General features: G+C 39.3%; 15 protein-coding genes. 4 read left to right on the top strand and 11 right to left on the bottom strand.

All coding sequences use genetic code 11. The features are described 5' to 3' along the window. Positions 1-50 precede the first annotated feature (50 nt). Genes JMN12_RS03815 through JMN12_RS03795 form a run of 5 tightly spaced genes read right to left on the bottom strand, consistent with a single transcriptional unit; the run spans position 51 to position 4,584 of the window. A complete protein-coding gene (locus JMN12_RS03815) occupies positions 51-818 on the bottom strand; it encodes a hypothetical protein (RefSeq protein WP_203137251.1) in 768 nt (255 codons plus the stop codon). Then, positions 815-1,432, bottom strand: coding sequence for a hypothetical protein (locus JMN12_RS03810; protein WP_203137249.1), 618 nt, complete (start codon positions 1,430-1,432; stop codon positions 815-817). Before JMN12_RS03810 ends, JMN12_RS03815 begins: the two co-directional genes overlap by 4 nt. 4 nt (positions 1,433-1,436) lie before the next feature. Further along, positions 1,437-2,120 (bottom strand): hypothetical protein, encoded by a 684-nt coding sequence (locus JMN12_RS03805; RefSeq protein WP_203137247.1) that lies wholly within the window; start codon positions 2,118-2,120, stop codon positions 1,437-1,439. 55 nt (positions 2,121-2,175) lie between these two features. Beyond that, a complete protein-coding gene (locus JMN12_RS03800; RefSeq protein ID WP_203137245.1) occupies positions 2,176-3,423 on the bottom strand; it encodes an ABC transporter permease in 1,248 nt (415 codons plus the stop codon). Positions 3,424-3,438: 15 nt separating this feature from the next. After that, positions 3,439-4,584, bottom strand: coding sequence for a porin (locus tag JMN12_RS03795; RefSeq protein WP_203137243.1), 1,146 nt, complete (start codon positions 4,582-4,584; stop codon positions 3,439-3,441). A gap of 146 nt (positions 4,585-4,730) precedes the next feature. Between JMN12_RS03795 and purH the strand changes: the two genes are divergently transcribed. From purH to JMN12_RS03775, 4 genes are all read left to right on the top strand, one after another. Beyond that, positions 4,731-6,263: a bifunctional phosphoribosylaminoimidazolecarboxamide formyltransferase/IMP cyclohydrolase gene (gene purH, locus JMN12_RS03790; protein ID WP_203137241.1), complete on the top strand. Its 1,533-nt coding sequence runs from the start codon at positions 4,731-4,733 to the stop codon at positions 6,261-6,263. Between the two features lie 22 nt (positions 6,264-6,285). Next, positions 6,286-7,023: an MlaE family ABC transporter permease gene (locus JMN12_RS03785; RefSeq protein ID WP_009412167.1), complete on the top strand. Its 738-nt coding sequence runs from the start codon at positions 6,286-6,288 to the stop codon at positions 7,021-7,023. Between the two features lies 1 nt (position 7,024). Beyond that, complete coding sequence (locus JMN12_RS03780; RefSeq protein WP_203137239.1) at positions 7,025-8,245, top strand: MFS transporter; 1,221 nt, start codon at positions 7,025-7,027, stop codon at positions 8,243-8,245. Between the two features lie 384 nt (positions 8,246-8,629). Continuing rightward, positions 8,630-9,742 (top strand): hypothetical protein, encoded by a 1,113-nt coding sequence (locus tag JMN12_RS03775; protein WP_203137237.1) that lies wholly within the window; start codon positions 8,630-8,632, stop codon positions 9,740-9,742. 204 nt (positions 9,743-9,946) lie between these two features. On the opposite strand, the gene JMN12_RS03770 is transcribed toward JMN12_RS03775, so the two are convergent. From JMN12_RS03770 to JMN12_RS03745, 6 genes are all read right to left on the bottom strand, one after another. Continuing rightward, positions 9,947-11,338 (bottom strand): hypothetical protein, encoded by a 1,392-nt coding sequence (locus JMN12_RS03770; RefSeq protein ID WP_317193601.1) that lies wholly within the window; start codon positions 11,336-11,338, stop codon positions 9,947-9,949. A gap of 124 nt (positions 11,339-11,462) precedes the next feature. Then, a complete protein-coding gene (locus JMN12_RS03765; RefSeq protein ID WP_203137235.1) occupies positions 11,463-12,581 on the bottom strand; it encodes an ABC transporter permease in 1,119 nt (372 codons plus the stop codon). Positions 12,582-12,688: 107 nt separating this feature from the next. Beyond that, positions 12,689-13,819, bottom strand: a complete 1,131-nt coding sequence (locus JMN12_RS03760) for an ABC transporter permease (protein WP_203137233.1) — start codon at positions 13,817-13,819, stop codon at positions 12,689-12,691. 14 nt (positions 13,820-13,833) lie between these two features. Further along, the gene (locus tag JMN12_RS03755; RefSeq protein ID WP_203137231.1) at positions 13,834-14,568 is read right to left on the bottom strand and encodes an ABC transporter ATP-binding protein; all 735 of its coding nucleotides are present in this window, start codon (positions 14,566-14,568) and stop codon (positions 13,834-13,836) included. Between the two features lie 104 nt (positions 14,569-14,672). Further along, positions 14,673-15,578 (bottom strand): ABC transporter ATP-binding protein, encoded by a 906-nt coding sequence (locus tag JMN12_RS03750; protein ID WP_203137229.1) that lies wholly within the window; start codon positions 15,576-15,578, stop codon positions 14,673-14,675. A gap of 53 nt (positions 15,579-15,631) precedes the next feature. Further along, the gene (locus JMN12_RS03745) at positions 15,632-16,387 is read right to left on the bottom strand and encodes a class I SAM-dependent methyltransferase (protein WP_238423813.1); all 756 of its coding nucleotides are present in this window, start codon (positions 16,385-16,387) and stop codon (positions 15,632-15,634) included. Positions 16,388-16,514: the final 127 nt, after the last annotated feature.

The following is a 16,514-nucleotide window of genomic DNA, read 5'->3' as shown; positions in this document are numbered from 1 at the left end:
TTAGAGCAATAACTTTGGTAAAGTATGAAACTTTGCCAAAGTGTAGCGACTCATTTTCTCTTACCATAGTGTTTTTCATAGTAATCTTTAAATTCTTTTACTTGATCTTCAGTATAATGAAATAAACCATAACCTTCTTTTAGAGGACGTTCTACTATGTAATAGTAGGCGTTTTTATCTAAATCTTTTACTAAATGAACTGAAATAAAAAAATCTTCACTCCCTGTAACACATAGTTCATAGTTCGTGAGTTTTAAGTATTGTGATGTGTAGTTATCTGCACGTTGTTGCCAAGTCAGTTTGGAAGGCAGCGTAATATTTCCAAAACTATTATAGTTGTTGTTAGGGATTATCCTAATGTTATCGGCTAATACTTTTGCATAAGTAGCTTTTTGTAAATCTTTTGAATGGTTGCCTGTAGTTTTGAGAAGATAGATTTCACTTTCTGATTTTTTATACACATAATAAGTATTAGTCTCATTCTTTTCTACCTCCCATTCATCACGGCACCACCCCCAACGTTCCACTTTTTGAATGTGAAAACTAATATATTCCTCACTGATTTTTTTATAAGTACCGTAAGAGCGAGTAAAACAATCATTTCCACACGGGGCTGAGTACCACGATTCAAAATTTCCATCGGTAGATAATTGTAGGTGATTGCCATAACTCCACTCGGGTGTAAGGATATAAAAATCCTCTTTATTAATATCAGCCCCTAATATATTGTTAATCCTCCATTTGGCACCTATAAGGTCTTGAGCAGAAAGTATTCCTACCCAGAGAAAGTTGAGTGTTATAAAAAGTGTTTTCATCATTGTTTTCTCTTCTTTGTTTTACAATTAATTTCAAATACTCCCCAAATGCCTTTGAGTCCGTATTTTTTTATAGCTTTAGCACCTTCTGAATAGTAGGCTTTGAATTTGCCTTTATCATATTTTTCCAATAGATTTTTTATTTCCTCATTATCTTCACTGAGTAACTTGCCATTCAGATAGAACAAGCTCCATATTCGGGGATAGTCGTTGCCAAATACTGCTTTGATAGCACTCTCGGAATAATAAGGTCGGTCTTCCCCCGTTAGTCGCAATTCATCTTTGGAGACAACTTCAATAGGGTGATCGAGAAAGAGCGCTACAAGTTCGTTGTTATGTAGCTTTATCCCTACTACTTTATCAGGTTGAGATTTATTGCCGTTGTTAAGCAAGCGTATTTTCTTCTCTTCTTTTACATAAGGATAACAATAAGTTCGATCGAATATTAATGGTTCTACAATACATAAGGTATCTTGCTTTAACACAAGTTGGTGAGGGCTATTGATCACTTTCCTTTGCTCTTTTTTGTCTCTAATAACATAAGTGTAATAAGTCTCTCCCTTAGATTGCGAAAAAGTGTAAAATGGCAAAAAGAATAGCAAAAATAGATATTTCATTGTATTATTGTTGTTTTTTCTGTTCTTTAGCACGTTGTTTTAAGTCTTTTTCAGTAAAGTAATAAACTGTTACTTTATCTTTATAATATTCCTCTCGCAGGTAGTAATAGGTATTGGTTTTCAAGTCTTTCACAAGGTAAAGAGTACTAAAATCATTTGGGTATCCTTTGAGGATTTCGTAAGAGATAATGTGAAAGAGTTTGCGTACAAGTTTGCCAATGCGCTCGTCCTTAGGTACATCACTTTTCAGTTGGAAAGAAGGATTGGGCGATTTACCATTTCGGCTATATATTTTCATAAAGCGTGCTAAAGCCTCCGCATTTTTAGCCTTTTGTTTATCGGTAATGAGGTTTCCTGTACTTTTGATAAGATAAAATTCATCATTAGATACTTTATGAATGTAGTAACTGCCAATAGCTACCTTCAGATAGTTTTCCCCCACCATTTGGTATTGACCATCATAATGATCTTTATCTATTATACAAGGTGGAAAAAAAGTACCATCAGGGCGAAATAGAATCGTATTATCAGCTACACAAGGATTTTTCTGGCGTGGTTTTTTTAGAAAATAAACATCCGTTACATCAGGGAATTCTCCTAAGAAATTATCAATATCCCAATCTTTGCCTATAAACTCTTGAGCTGAAAGACAAGTGATGGAAAATAAAGCGATTAAGAGTGTTTTCATTTTTAGATTTTTTAGTAATCAAAATTTGTAATACAAAAAGCTCATCGTGCCACGATTATGACCCCATGCGAATGGCTTCTACAGGATTGAGTCGCGCTGCTGAGGAAGCAGGAATGATGCCCGAAAGCAAGCCTACTACAAACGAGATACTCAAACCTATGGCTACATTTTTAAACGATAGTATAAAAGTAAAACCTTCTTCACTACTCGGGATTACAAAGGTGAGCAACCATACGAATAGCAACCCAAAAAGTCCACCGATAATCGCCAAAAGTACTGCTTCAAACAAAAACTGAAATAAAATAAACTGATTTTTAGCGCCTAACGACTTTTGTACCCCGATGAGGTTGGTGCGTTCTTTCACACTCACAAACATAATATTGGCAATCCCAAAGCCCCCTACCAAGATAGAAAAGCCCCCAATAATCCAACCTACTACATTCATCATTCCAATGGTTTCGTCTATCATATCAGTAAACGATGAGATTTTGTTGAGGAAAAAATTGTCGATATCCTCAGGTTTGAGTCCGCGATAAGTACGGAATTTTTGTCGCAATACGGCTTCATATTCTGCCATATCCACTCCTTTTTTAGGTTTGAGTACAACCCCACTGGGTATCCCTTGCGGACCTGTATTCATAAAACTTCGGACGAAATTAGCTGTTACATAGGCATTATTATCAGGACCTCCACTTAATTCTCCGTATTTTTTCAGTACTCCAATAACCGTGAGTCGCCTGCCAAACACGCGTATTTCTTTATCGAGAGGATCTTCTTCTCCAAAAAGTTGTTCAGCAGCTTCATAGCCTAATATCGTTACTGCCGTTCCTGCGTTAGCTTCCGCATCGTTGTAAAAACGCCCTTTGCCCATACGAATGTCGCTAATCTGTTCCACCCCCGCTGAGGTAGCCTGCACGGACATTGAGGGAATAGTTTTACCGCCGTACTTCACCGCCGAATTGAGTCCGAATAACTCGTACACCACTGCTTCGGTATTAGGTAATTCACGTTTGAGAAATTCGTATTCCTGATAAGTAACTTGCGGAAAGCTCAAGCGTTGCCACTGAGGCACAGACGAGGGCGCAAAAGAATATTTGGAAAGGTTAATCATATTCTTATCCAAACCCGAAAGACTCTCCTGAATGCTCCTATTGAGTGAATCAACCGCTGCTAACACCGAGATAATAGAAAAGATACCCACTGTTACACCTAATAGCGATAGGAAAGTGCGGAGCTTGTTGTCGCGCAGTGACTTGATAGCAAAGTTAAAACTCTCTTTTAATAGTTGTAGATAAATGAACATATCGTATTTTTTACATTAATTTCTAAATGTCTTATTTTTCAATAGCGGCAGACTATAATAAGCCCCCGCCGAAACGCTGTGATATTGTGTTTTTTCTGTGGAAATTTCAGAAGGATAGCGAATTGTATTCCCTGCATAAGCTACATAAAAATGTAGATTTTGGGTAGGGATAGGAGCGTATAAAGCTGCTAATGAATAGATATAGTTATAACGCAAATTGCCTTGTGGTGTTTTACCACTTGCTACGCTCTCAGCGCCTGCTTTTAAAGCCATACTCCAGCAATCGGTAAAAAGGTATTCATACCGCCCTACGATACCTTTATAGGTGATATCTTCACGCATCAGGTAGTTACCAGCTGTCAATCCTTCGTAATCGCTGATAATTTTAGAGCCCAACAGCGGATAATCAGCCCCCATTTTGACATACATAAGGTCTAAATAGGCGTTGTGTCTATCACTTTTATACTGATGCCCCAAAGCGATGGAATGACTGTAATATCCGTTGGCAAATTGCGAAATATTGTAAGAATAATGAGTATTGAACTTACCCTTAGCAAATTTGCCTTGCCAATACGCATAGGCTCCTATAGGTGTTTTAGACGCTGAAAAAGAAGTTGTGCTAAAACCATTGTTTTGCAGGTGCTTTTCAAAAGTATTATTGAGTGTATTATGCAATTGCAACCCTATGTTTTGAGTATCGGTAAGTGAGACTGCTAACCTCATTCCTGCTATAAAAGGACTAACTACATACCCAAGATGATCGGCATATACAAACTCATATAAAGGGTGTATATCTAATTCATAAGAACCTACCATTGCATACAGTTTTCCTAAACTTACTTCCCAACGTTTAGAAGCTCCAAAACGATAACTCAAAAAAGCAAAATCTAATGCCAAAGTTCCATTATCTAAAGAAGTAGCAGTAAAAGGCTTATTCAATCGAAACCTAATGTGATACGAAAGCGACTCGTTGTAATTGCCATAAAAATGCAAGCGCGCTTCGTCTAACTGAAAATGAGATGATGGTGCTCCATTATACCACTCACTTAAGAAACCACCTCTAAAATAAAAGTCTAAATTATTGTGAGACACGATACTATCTTGCGCTTTAGCCTGTAGTGAAAAACACAGAACAACACAAAATAAAACTGCTTTCTTCATAGGATATAGGATTGATTTAAGAATTTGCCAATTTGCTAATCTGCTAATTAACAAATTAGCTCATTAACAAATTTTAATCTCTTTTGTTTGCTTCGTATTAGTAAAAAGTAGTATTTTTGTAGCCAAAAATAAAACTTTTTTTTCAAATGAGCACTACAAAACAAGCAAAATCTGCTTTAATATCTGTTTTTGACAAGACAGGATTAGAACCTATCATTCACAGAATGAAAACTTTAGGTATTACTATCTACTCTACTGGAGGTACTGAAGATTTTATCAAAAAACTTGGTGTAGAAGTGATTCCAGTGGAAAGTATTACCGATTATCCCTCCATTTTTGGAGGACGTGTGAAAACGCTCCATCCTAAAATTTTTGGAGGCATCCTCAACCGTCAGGACAATGTGCAGGATACTGAAGAAATGAAACAATATGCTATCCCTCAAATTGACATAGTGATTGTGGATTTATATCCTTTTGAAAAAACAGTGGCAAGCGGTGCTAATGAACAAGAAATTATTGAAAAAATTGATATAGGTGGTATTTCGCTCATCCGCGCTGCTGCTAAAAACTATAAAGATGTGCTTTGTGTAGCCTCAGTTGATGAATACAGTGACCTTTTGCAGATTTTAGACGAACAACACGGCAGCACTACTTTAGAACAGCGCCGCCACTTTGCTGCTAAAGCCTTCCGCGTATCGTCTCACTACGATACTGCTATCTTCAACTACTTCAACCAAACCGAAGAAATTCCTACTTTGGCTATCAACGAGTGCGACGGACAAGTATTGCGCTATGGCGAAAATCCTCACCAAAAAGGAGAATTTTACGGTAATTTCGATGCCCTTTTTGATAAATTACACGGCAAAGAACTCTCATACAACAACTTGTTAGATGTAGATGCTGCTATAAATCTAATGGCTGAATTTGTAGGCGATGATCCTACTTTTGCTATACTAAAACACAACAATGCTTGTGGCGTAGCAACGCGCAAAACGATACACGAAGCCTATAAAGATGCGCTCGCAGGTGACCCCGTTTCAGCTTTTGGAGGTATTCTTATTTCTAATACAAAAATCGATTCGGCTACTGCCGAAACTATTCACTCACTGTTTTTTGAGGTAATCATTGCACCTTCTTATAGTGATGAAGCTCTAAAAATACTCGAACAGAAGAAAAACCGTATTATTTTAGTACAGAAGAAAGCCAAAATGCCTACAACAAGTGTGCGTTCGTGTCTCAATGGCTATTTGGTGCAGGAAAAAGACCTCAAAACTGATAGCATAGCTGATGTACAATACGTAACTGCTGTAAAGCCTTCAACGGAAGTGCTCGACGACCTTTTCTTCGCTTCTAAAATATGTAAAAACACCAAATCGAATACTATTGTATTAGCTAAAAACAAACAGCTCATCGCCAGTGGTACAGGACAAACCAGCCGCGTTGATGCACTCAAACAAGCTATCGAAAAGGCTAAAGAATTCAAATTTGATCTCAACAATGCCGTAATGGCAAGTGATGCCTTCTTCCCCTTCCCCGATTGCGTGGAAATTGCTCACAACGAAGGAATTCGCTCAGTAATACAACCTGGTGGCTCTATTAAAGATCAAGCCAGTATCGACTATTGTGATGCCCACCAAATGGGAATGGTATTCACAGGAATACGACACTTTAAACACTAATTAAACGCTATTTAAACAACGTATGAAACACATTGCAGCCGTAGGAGGCTATTTTATAATGCTTTATGATGTCTTTCGCAAACGCACCCGCTGGTCGATTACTAAAGACCTCATATTGCGTGAGATAGACGACCTCATCTTTGGATCTATAGGTATCGTAGCTTTTATCTCTTTCTTCGTGGGAGGGGTAGTAGCTGTACAAACCGCTTTGAATATCGACAACCCTTTTATCCCTAAATACCTCATAGGTTTCGCTACTCGTCAATCTATTGTATTGGAGTTTGCTCCTACCTTTACAGCAGTAATTTTAGCAGGGAAAATTGGTTCGTTTATCACTTCCAGCATAGGTACAATGCGCGTAACCGAACAGATTGACGCCCTTGATATTATGGGGGTAAACTCGGTGAATTATTTGATATTCCCCAAAATAGTAGCCCTAATGTTAATGCCTTTCCTCATCGCCTTAGGTATGTACTTAGGGGTATTAGGAGGTTGGGCTTCTGCGGTGATGAGTGGCTATACCACCTCTGCCGAATTTGTACAAGGAGTGCAATACGACTTCAAACCTTATAGTATGGTGTATGCCTTCACTAAAACCGTAGTTTTTGCATTTTTCTTAGCTACTATTCCGTCCTATCACGGTTATTATATGAAGGGAGGCGCTTTAGATGTTGGAAAAGCCAGTACGGTTTCATTTGTATGGACGAGTATAGTGATTATCCTTGCTAACTCAGTGCTTACACAATTGTTCTACGCTTAAAATGTATCAAGAAAACAAACCGCAATATCGCATTTTACTACTGATAGCTTTAGCACACGGACTCAATGACCTCATACAAGGGGTCATTCCGTCTATTTACCCCACCCTACAAAGCAAATATGCTCTCACTATGACACAAGTAGGGGTAATTACACTCTGTTACCAACTTTCAGCCTCTATATTACAACCTTTAGTAGGTAACTACACCGATAAACACCCTAAACCTTACTCACAAGTATTAGGGATGGCGTTTACCACTATAGGAATTGTAAGTTTATCATTGGCGAGTAGTTATGCAGCTATATTGTGCTCGGTAGTGTTTATAGGGGTAGGTTCATCGGTATTTCACCCCGAATCGTCCAGAGTAGCCTTTTTAGCCTCAGGTGGTAGGCGCTCATTTGCTCAAGCTATCTTTCAATTAGGAGGAAATTTTGGCACAGCCTTAGCTCCTCTGTTAGTGATATTGCTATTGTTGAGCAAAAAAGTAATCGACGGGAGAGTTGTAGAAGAGAGTCATCAAGGTAATTTGATATGGTTTGCGAGCTTCTCTATTTTTGCAATGTTCATTTTGCTTCTCATAGGCAAATGGCGCAGCATCTTGCTTAAATTACTCAAAAAGAAGGTTAAAAAACCAGTAGTACTGCCCAATCTCACCCGTGCGCAAATACGCAACTCTATGATTATATTGATGTTGCTAGTATTCTCTAAAAACTTCTATACAGCAGCTATCAACAATTACTTTCAGTTTTACACCATTAAAAAGTTCGGATTTAGCAATGCCGAGGCACAAGTATACCTATTTTATTTTTTGGGAGCAGTAGCAGCAGGTTCACTTATTGGAGGATTTTTGGGTGACAAAGTAGGAAGAAAATTTATCATTTGGTTTTCAATCTTAGGAGCAGCCCCATTTGCGCTTTGGTTGCCTTATGCCGATGCTACCACTACGGCAATACTCATCGTACTGATAGGCTTCATCATCTCATCGGCTTTTGCTTCTATCTTAGTCTATTCACAAGAATTATTACCCCAGAAAATAGGAATGATTTCAGGATTTTTCTACGGTTTTGCCTTTGGTATGGGCGGATTGGCTTCGGCAGTATTAGGCAAATTGATAGATATAACCGATATCGATTTTGTTTATAAACTCTGCTCATTCCTACCCCTAATGGGACTTATTGCTTATTTCTTACCAAACTTATCAAAAAAAGAAGTTAGAAAATAAATAACTTTTGATAAAAATAAAAAAGAATAATTAGAATTTATGAAAAAGAAGCCAAGTATCTCAGTAGGAATTGTTATAAGTTTGATTCTCTTACTTATCAATTTCTGTTACTCCATTATAAAACACCCTTCCGATTGGAGATATATTGATTTTAGTAATTTGCATATCCATATGATATACTTCTACAAAAATTGTATTATAATTCCTTTTCTTATAGCTTTATTGTTCTTTGCCTTTTATAGTTTTTTCTATAGATGGGCAAAGAAAGGGCTTTGGATTACAATTATGTTACTTGTAATAACTGTAATAGGGTTTTGGTTATATATTCGTATAAGTCTGGAAACAACCTATAGATTATAGAAACTATATTATATGTATAAAAATATGGAAACAAGAAATTTGTTGGTACTTTTATGTGCAAATCTCTTTATATTTGTTGGGTATTCCCAAGTAAATAAAAACAAATTAATAGATAATTCCCTAAAAGGAATTATCAAATCTGTAGAATATCAGTATTTTCTTCCTGATGAAAAAGGAGAATTAGACGAATGGGGGGTAGTAGATTTTGAAGAATGTTCTTCTATTATCACTATAGAACCTGCAATATCTTGTTCTTTTGATAGAGCTGGAAATATTATAGAATCTCAGGTCTTTAGCAAAAACTACGAGATGATGCTTTATTTACAGTATACTTATGACAAAAATGGAAATGTCATAAATGAACATCGAGAATTAGAAAACAATAATATATCTCGAAATAGTAAAAAAGAATATGATAAGGATAACAATATTCTAAAAGAGACAGTTCTAAACATCAATAAATATAAAAAGGTGAAAGATAAGGAAGAAGTAGTCTATACCTATGATAAAAATAAGTTGTGTTTGAGAAAAGATATTTTTATTAATGGTAAGAAACAATCTTATATCACCTACCAATATGATGATAAGAAAAACTTGACACTTCAACAGGTTTTCTACAAGAATAAATTGAAAAATGAGTATTCGTTTACATATTATTCTCAGCAAGAAATGAAATCTTCAAAGTATGATGAAACCTATAACTATTGGACAGAGAACAAAAAGGGAAACTTGAAAGGAGTGAAACAAGAGATTCAAAAGAAATATAATGAAAAAGGGATATTAAAGGAACATTATATTAAAAAGATAGATATTAATGGTTATTTATTAGAAAAAGCGAGTATTGGTGATAATGATGAAGCCGAAGAAAAATATGTATATACTTATGATAGTAAATACAATCTAATAAAGAAAGAATTTTACAAAGGAACTGTAGTAGACCGTTGGGAAACTTATTCTTATAATGAAAAAGGTTTGAAAACACAAGAAATTAATTATCTAAAAGACGGAAAAATTGATTTTTATGAGGATAAAACTTACAAATATGATGAGAAAGGAAATCCCATTGAAGAAAAAGCAGTTGATAAAGAAGGGGACGTGCTTTACTTATACAAGATAAATTACACCTACTATAAATAATGATTATCACACAACCCCATCTACAGTATTTTAGTTAAAATTGATATATTCAGATGTTACAAAATTGTATTGAGCAAAAGCGAATAGAACTCGCTCAAAAAGCAAAAATAATTTCTTAATAATTTAGTAGATACGAGCGAGCTGCAAGATTACACAAACAATAGTGATTTGAATTCTACAGAGACCAAAGTTTTAATTTAGCTACTATTCACTATTCATTGACCTAAGTATTGTAAGAGTGGCGTTAATATTACCTTCACTAAAGCGCCGTGCCCAAAAGGTATAGACCCAGCGGACGTAACCATCACTGGGGCTGTTACTATCTGTTAAGTCTCTTTCAAACTCTGGGATATCATACTCCTTGAATACCTTTTTAAGCCCTTTTATATGGTCTTCTATATAGGAAGACCGATTCATCACATCAAGAATATCCTTATAGAGTTGGTCATTGTCTCCTTGTAACTCATAGACATTCAATAGGTCTGCTATTTGTCCATTGAGCGTACGGTGCATATAGGTATTTTCCCCTAACTGCCCGCTTTGATACATCGCCTCCATCACACTATCGCCAAAATAGTACCAAAAGGCAAGGAGCTTATTGTTATCTCTGTCTATATAGCGCTGAAGATGATAGAGTGTAGGCTGTTTTCTGGATAGGGTATCTCCCTTTGCATAGATACTCATAGGATAGAGATAACTATCTTCTTTGATGAAAAATTCATTTAGATCGTATACCTTTTTATAGGCTTCATTATTTAGGAGCTTTTGTAGGGAATCCTTATTAAATGCTACAAAATCCCACTCAGGGGCTTTTACTTCTTCTCTTTGGTAAGTATCTTCGGTATCTGTATCGCTAAAGGTCTTGTGCTCTTGCCCTATATAGCTACCGTCATACTGGCTCTCATCAACCACTTGGGCGGAGGGACGACGCAGCAGATCAAAATAATCGTAATCGGTATTGAGTTCTCCCTTGAAAAAGAGATAGATACTCACTCCCAGTCCATAAAATAGGCCTACGCCAAAGAGCCCTAAGAGGCTCATCCCCATAAGGCGATACCCTTTTCTGCTAAGAAAGCGCCCTAAGAGAAACAATACGGCTGTTATGGGTAGCAAGGCAAAGAATATATAGCTGGAATTGTCCCTATCTTGAGCGTCGTCAAAAGAGGTAAAGAGTGTCCAGAAGAGCGCTCCTACAGCCAAGACTCCCAAGAAGATTCCCTCAAAAAGAAGGATATCCTTCATCCACTCGGTCAGGGGTAGCGGCTCTTTCTTTAGCAGCTGACGAATCTTCGTCACTACCGCGCCTATGAGGATACTTATCCCTATAAGTAACCCCCCTACTAAGAAAGCCGCAATAACAGAATAGTGAAACCTATGACCTATAAGCGCATCCAAGAAGGAAAGCAAAGGCGGGTTCGCTACCTTGGAAAGGGCAGTAAAGGGTTCTATTTTGGTCAGAGACCAAATAAAAGGATCCAGCCAATAGACCCCTGCCAAACATAAAAAGAAGAACCCCAAGACAATGAGCTGCACCCAAACGATGGCGGGCATCATTCGTTTTAAGTTATGGGTTATGAGTTTTAGGTTTGTATTCACAATAGACTATTTTTATTCTTATTTATATAGGCACAAAGATAATGAAAAAATGATAAATAGCAACATTTTTTACTATTTTTGTCTATTTGCTTACTAACTTGGCGAATTGCCATTGCCTCCTATCTTAACTCGTTTTCTTATAGTTCCAAATTGCCCAGCTGTTCAGCAGTATTGCAAAGCCTACTAAATATAAGAACTCAGTACTGAGTTGTGCAAAACTACTGCCTTTGAGTACAATAAGGCGCATTGCATTCACAAAGTGGGTTACTGGAATGGCATTGCTCACCTGTCGGCTCCACTCCGGCATACTGTCTACACTGGTGAGGAAACCGCTCATCAGAAGGAAGATCATTATAAAGAAATAGGCGATAAACATAGCTTGCAACTGCGAATTAGCATAAGTGGAGACCAGGAGTCCGAAGCCGAGAATCGCGATGAGGTACATTATCGCAAAGGCATACAAGGTGAGCAAACTGCCTGCGGGGAAGATGCCGTATACTATATACATTACCGTAAGCCCCAAGGTGAAGAGAATGAGCCCCACTACCAAAAAGGGAATGAGCTTGCCTAAGATAAACTGCCACTTCTTGATAGGCGTTACATTAATCTGCTCGATAGTGCCTATTTCCTTTTCTTTGACTACATTGAGAGCTGAAAGAAAACCTCCGATAATAGTGAGTAATATAGCTAAAATACCTGGGACAATATAGCGCGTGTATTGCATATAGGGATTGTACCAATGGGTGCTCTCCACCCCTATTTTGGCTACATTACCTATGCGCTGAGGTGTTTTTACATTTACATCGAGCTGAGTGTTGAAGTCGCGTATCACCGAAAGTAAATACGCCCCTCCTAAGGACGACTTGCTCCCATTAATCGCATCGATAGAGAGACCAAGTGTCTGCTTTCCTTCGCGTACGAGGTTGCGCTCAAAACCTTCGGGGACTTCCAAAACTACATCAGCTTTGCCGTCTTCTATCAGGGCGATGCCTTCTTTGTAAGAGAAAGGAGCCTCTACGAGCTTAAAGTACCCTGACGCAGTAATCTTCTGTATCAGTTGGTGAGAATAGGTACTCTGGTCGTGGTCGATATACACAAGGTTGATGTTCTTCACATCGAAATTGGCAACCAAAGGCAGTATAATCAGCTGCATCATAGGCGCCACAAGCATCATTGCCAAGATGGTCTTATCTCGGAATATCTGCTTAAATTCTTTTTGTAGTATAAAGCCTAATACTTTCATTTCTTTTATATTACTTTGTTTAGACTTTGTCAAAGTTTTTGGACTTTGACAAAGTCTGAGATATATTACTTAACATCTGCTAATTGACATATTGGCAAATTGACAAATTACCCTAATCTAATTTTAAACTTCTTCATCGCAAGGCTTAAGAAAATTACCGCCATTGCTATTAATATCAGCGTTTCTTTCCATACGTAAGTGAAATCCAATCCTTTGAGCATTACTTTCTTTACGATAGCGTAGTAGTAACTAGAGGGGAAGACTTTGGATATTCCCTGAAAGATAAGAGGCATATTCTCTATGGGGAACATAAAGCCGGTAAAGAAAGCCGTAGGGAGCATCATTCCCATCATAGCGATGAGCATAGCTGTTTGTTGTGAAGCAGTAACGGTGGATATGAGTAGCCCCAACGACAAACAGATGATGATAAACAAAGTGCTTTCGGCGTACAGCAACAGCAGATTGCCACGTATCGGGACATCAAGCATATAGACCGATAGCAGGAGTATTACGGTGAAGTTGATGAGCGAGAGAATAAGGTAAGGCACGGCTTTGGCAATGAGTATCATTATAGGTTTGAAAGGCGATACCAAAAGGATTTCCATAGTACCCAACTCTTTTTCACGCACCACCGCTACCGAGGTAAGTGCAGTGCTCACTATCATAAAGACGAGCGCAATCACCCCAGGAACGAAGTTCATAGAGCCATTTTGCTCCTCGTTGTACAGCATTCGGTTTTCTAAGGTTATCTGGTAGGGTAGTTGTACAGCAGGGTTCAGCTCTTGCTGATAGCTCGCTACCATAGCCGAAAGGTAGTTCTGCACTGTTTTAGCCGTATTGGGGTCACTCCCATCGGTGATGAGTTGTAGCGAGGTGCCACTGGAGGTGTAGAGGTCTTTTCCGAAATCAGGAGGGAAGATGAGCGCTGCTTTTATGGTGCCACGCTTGAATTGGTCTTCTACTTGGTCGTAACGAAGCAGAGGCTCTTTCAGCTTAAAATACGGACTTGCCTGCAAGCGGTGTGTGATTTCTTGGCTATAAGTGTTGTTTGCCTCATCTAATACAGCGATACCAATATTCTTGACCTCGCTGCTGAGGGCTTGACCGAAAAGGATAATCTGCGCTATAGGGATACCAAAGAGTATCAATAACGTGCGACGGTCGCGGAATACGTGATAGAATTCCTTGCGTATAAAGGCGATGAGCTGTTTCATATTAATAGATGGGCGAATTGCCATTCGCCCCTACGGGGTTATTCATTACGTTTTGCTTTACGGGCGAGTTGGTAGAACACCTCGTCCATTGAATGGGTATTAAACTGTGATTTAAGGCGAGTGGGCGTATCCATTGCTTCCACTTTGCCGTCTACCATTATGCTGATGCGGTGACAGTACTCGGCTTCGTCCATATAGTGGGTGGTAACGAATACGGTGATGCCCTGCGCGGAGGCTTCGTATATCATATCCCAGAACTGACGGCGCGTTATCGGGTCTACGCCACCGGTAGGCTCGTCGAGGAATACGATTTCGGGACGGTGGAAGATAGCCACCGAGAAGGCGAGCTTCTGCTTCCAGCCCAGGGGTAGCGACCCTACGAGTTTGTTGGCTTCAGCCTCCAAGCCGAGCTTGGTGATAAGGTCGGTACTTCGGGTTTTGATTTCCTTGCGACTCAAGCCATAGACGCCTCCGTAGAAGGTGATGTTTTCCTGCACGGTGAGGTTGTCATACAACGAGAACTTCTGACTCATATAGCCGATGTGCTTTTTTATCTGCTCTTGCTCTCGATAGACATCGAAACCTGCTACGGTAGCCTCGCCCGAGGTAGGGTACGAAAGTCCGCAGAAGATGCGTATAGCAGTGGTTTTCCCCGCACCATTGGCACCGAGAAAACCGAAGATTTCACCTTTTTCAACAGTTAGGGAAATGTTGTTCACAGCTTTGAAATCGCCGAATTGCTTTGTTAGGTTATGACAGTGTATTGCGTTCATAGTGTTCCTCTCCCCCTACCCCTCTCCCAAGGAGAGGGAAGCATATACCGCAAAAGCGATTTGAATTACTTCTTAGGGGTGTTTATTTATTGAATTATTATACTTTAATTTTCTTCCATTAGGCGGATAAAACTGTCCTCGATGGTGGGGGTAATGGCTTTCCATTCGAGGTGGGGGAAGGTGTTTTTCAGCTGTTGCTCAAATATGGGAATGTTGGTATTTTCTTTGAGAGTAACGTGTAGGTACTCGCCAAAGGGGTAACAGCTATCAATGTTGGGGTGCTCGCGCAGGTGCTGGAGCAGTGCGTATAGGTCGGGAGCCTTGATAGCATAGAGTGCGGTGGGGTACTGGGCGATGATTTGCTCGGGGGTGCTGGTGGAAAGCACCTTGCCTGATTGTATTAAGGCTATGCGGTCGCACAGACTGGCTTCGTCCATATAAGGGGTGGAAACTAGTATGCTGATGCCTTGCTCCTTTAGTTTCTTCAGCATCTCCCAGAACTCTTTGCGCGAAACCACATCTACCCCCGTGGTGGGTTCGTCTAACAAAAGGACTTTGGGCTTGTGAATGAGGGCGCAACATAGGGCTAACTTCTGCTTCATTCCCCCTGAGAGCTTGCCCGCGCGACGGTTACTGAACGGCTTTATCTGCTCATAAATATCTTTGATAAGGTCGTAATTCTCGGCGATAGTCGTACCAAAAACGGTGGCGAAGAAGGTGAGGTTCTCCTCGACAGTAAGATCTTGGTACAGAGAGAAGCGCCCTGGCATATAGCCCACGTGCTTACGGATTTCTTTATAATCCTTAACAATATCCCAGCCCTCGATGCTTGCTGTGCCCTCATCAGGTAAGAGGAGGGTGGTGAGCATACGAAAGACGGTGGTTTTGCCTGCCCCATCGGGACCGATGAGCCCGAAAAGTTCGCCTTTCTCGACCTCTAAGGAAAGGTGTTGCACGGCGTGGGTATCGCCGTAGGACTTGCTGAGGTTATGTATAGTGATACTTGTCATTTTATTAATTAGCAAATTAGCAAATGTGAAAATTAGCAAATACTATGAGATTGCTACTTGATACTTCTTGTAGCAATATAGCTTGCGACGTTGTGTTCGTGTAGGTTGCCATAGCCATTGGTATCGTCATAAAGGCTTAAGAGCGTGAATCCCGCCTCTAACTGTCCGTTAATTTGCTCTTCTAAAGTGTGTGAAAACTGTATACCACCATTGCTTTTCTGCATCTGACGTAGGTGTTCTTCGTTTTTTAATGGGTTGAAGGGAAGAGTATTTATCAGTGTTTTTTCTTCCTCATCAAATAGATAATTAACACCTGTGTCTAATCCTGAAAGCAGTACGCCTCCTTTTTTAAGCACGCGGTAGCACTCTTTCCAGAGCGGTTTTACCTCTTCAATATAACAATTGGACACAGGGTGAAATATCATATCAAAGGTATCGTCGGCGAAAGGAAGGGGTTTGCTCATATCTTCTTGTAGGAGTGTAATGAGGTACCCCTCACGTTTGGCAACCATTCTCTCTTGTTCTATTTGCCTATCGGAATAGTCTAATACGGTACACGCTGCACCTAAAGCGGTGAAAATGGGCATTTGCTGACCGCCACCGCTGGCGAGCCCTAACACTTTTTTACCACGCAAGTCGACTATCCAATTCTTAGGTACACTTTTAGTTGGAGTAAGTTTGACGACAAAATTACCGTTTTTAGCTTCCTCAAATTCGGTATGGGAAATAGGTTGCCCCCACTCCCAACCGTTATCAATCCAGTTATTAATGGTCTGTTGGTTTATTTTCTGATAGTTTATAGGGTTCATTTTTAATATTTTTAATTTGTTACTATTTTAGACAAGCACGAGCTACAAGCTCTGTTCTTAATAGGCACAAGCCACAGGTTCGCGTCAGCGGGGGAGATTCTTTATACTTGTCATATACTTAATATGC

This window comes from Capnocytophaga genosp. AHN8471 (assembly GCF_016806945.1).
Classification (GTDB): Bacteria; Bacteroidota; Bacteroidia; order Flavobacteriales; family Flavobacteriaceae; genus Capnocytophaga; species Capnocytophaga periodontitidis.
This window is presented reverse-complemented; position numbering and strand designations above follow the sequence as displayed.

Coding starts and splice junctions, on each gene's coding strand:
- JMN12_RS03815 (WP_203137251.1), bottom strand. CDS start 818: ATGATGAAAACACTTTTTATAACACTCAACTTTCTCTGGGTAGGAATA.
- JMN12_RS03810 (WP_203137249.1), bottom strand. CDS start 1,432: ATGAAATATCTATTTTTGCTATTCTTTTTGCCATTTTACACTTTTTCG.
- JMN12_RS03805 (WP_203137247.1), bottom strand. CDS start 2,120: ATGAAAACACTCTTAATCGCTTTATTTTCCATCACTTGTCTTTCAGCT.
- JMN12_RS03800 (WP_203137245.1), bottom strand. CDS start 3,423: ATGTTCATTTATCTACAACTATTAAAAGAGAGTTTTAACTTTGCTATC.
- JMN12_RS03795 (WP_203137243.1), bottom strand. CDS start 4,584: ATGAAGAAAGCAGTTTTATTTTGTGTTGTTCTGTGTTTTTCACTACAG.
- purH (WP_203137241.1), top strand. CDS start 4,731: ATGAGCACTACAAAACAAGCAAAATCTGCTTTAATATCTGTTTTTGAC.
- JMN12_RS03785 (WP_009412167.1), top strand. CDS start 6,286: ATGAAACACATTGCAGCCGTAGGAGGCTATTTTATAATGCTTTATGAT.
- JMN12_RS03780 (WP_203137239.1), top strand. CDS start 7,025: ATGTATCAAGAAAACAAACCGCAATATCGCATTTTACTACTGATAGCT.
- JMN12_RS03775 (WP_203137237.1), top strand. CDS start 8,630: ATGGAAACAAGAAATTTGTTGGTACTTTTATGTGCAAATCTCTTTATA.
- JMN12_RS03765 (WP_203137235.1), bottom strand. CDS start 12,581: ATGAAAGTATTAGGCTTTATACTACAAAAAGAATTTAAGCAGATATTC.
- JMN12_RS03760 (WP_203137233.1), bottom strand. CDS start 13,819: ATGGCAATTCGCCCATCTATTAATATGAAACAGCTCATCGCCTTTATA.
- JMN12_RS03755 (WP_203137231.1), bottom strand. CDS start 14,568: ATGAACGCAATACACTGTCATAACCTAACAAAGCAATTCGGCGATTTC.
- JMN12_RS03750 (WP_203137229.1), bottom strand. CDS start 15,578: ATGACAAGTATCACTATACATAACCTCAGCAAGTCCTACGGCGATACC.
- JMN12_RS03745 (WP_238423813.1), bottom strand. CDS start 16,387: ATGAACCCTATAAACTATCAGAAAATAAACCAACAGACCATTAATAAC.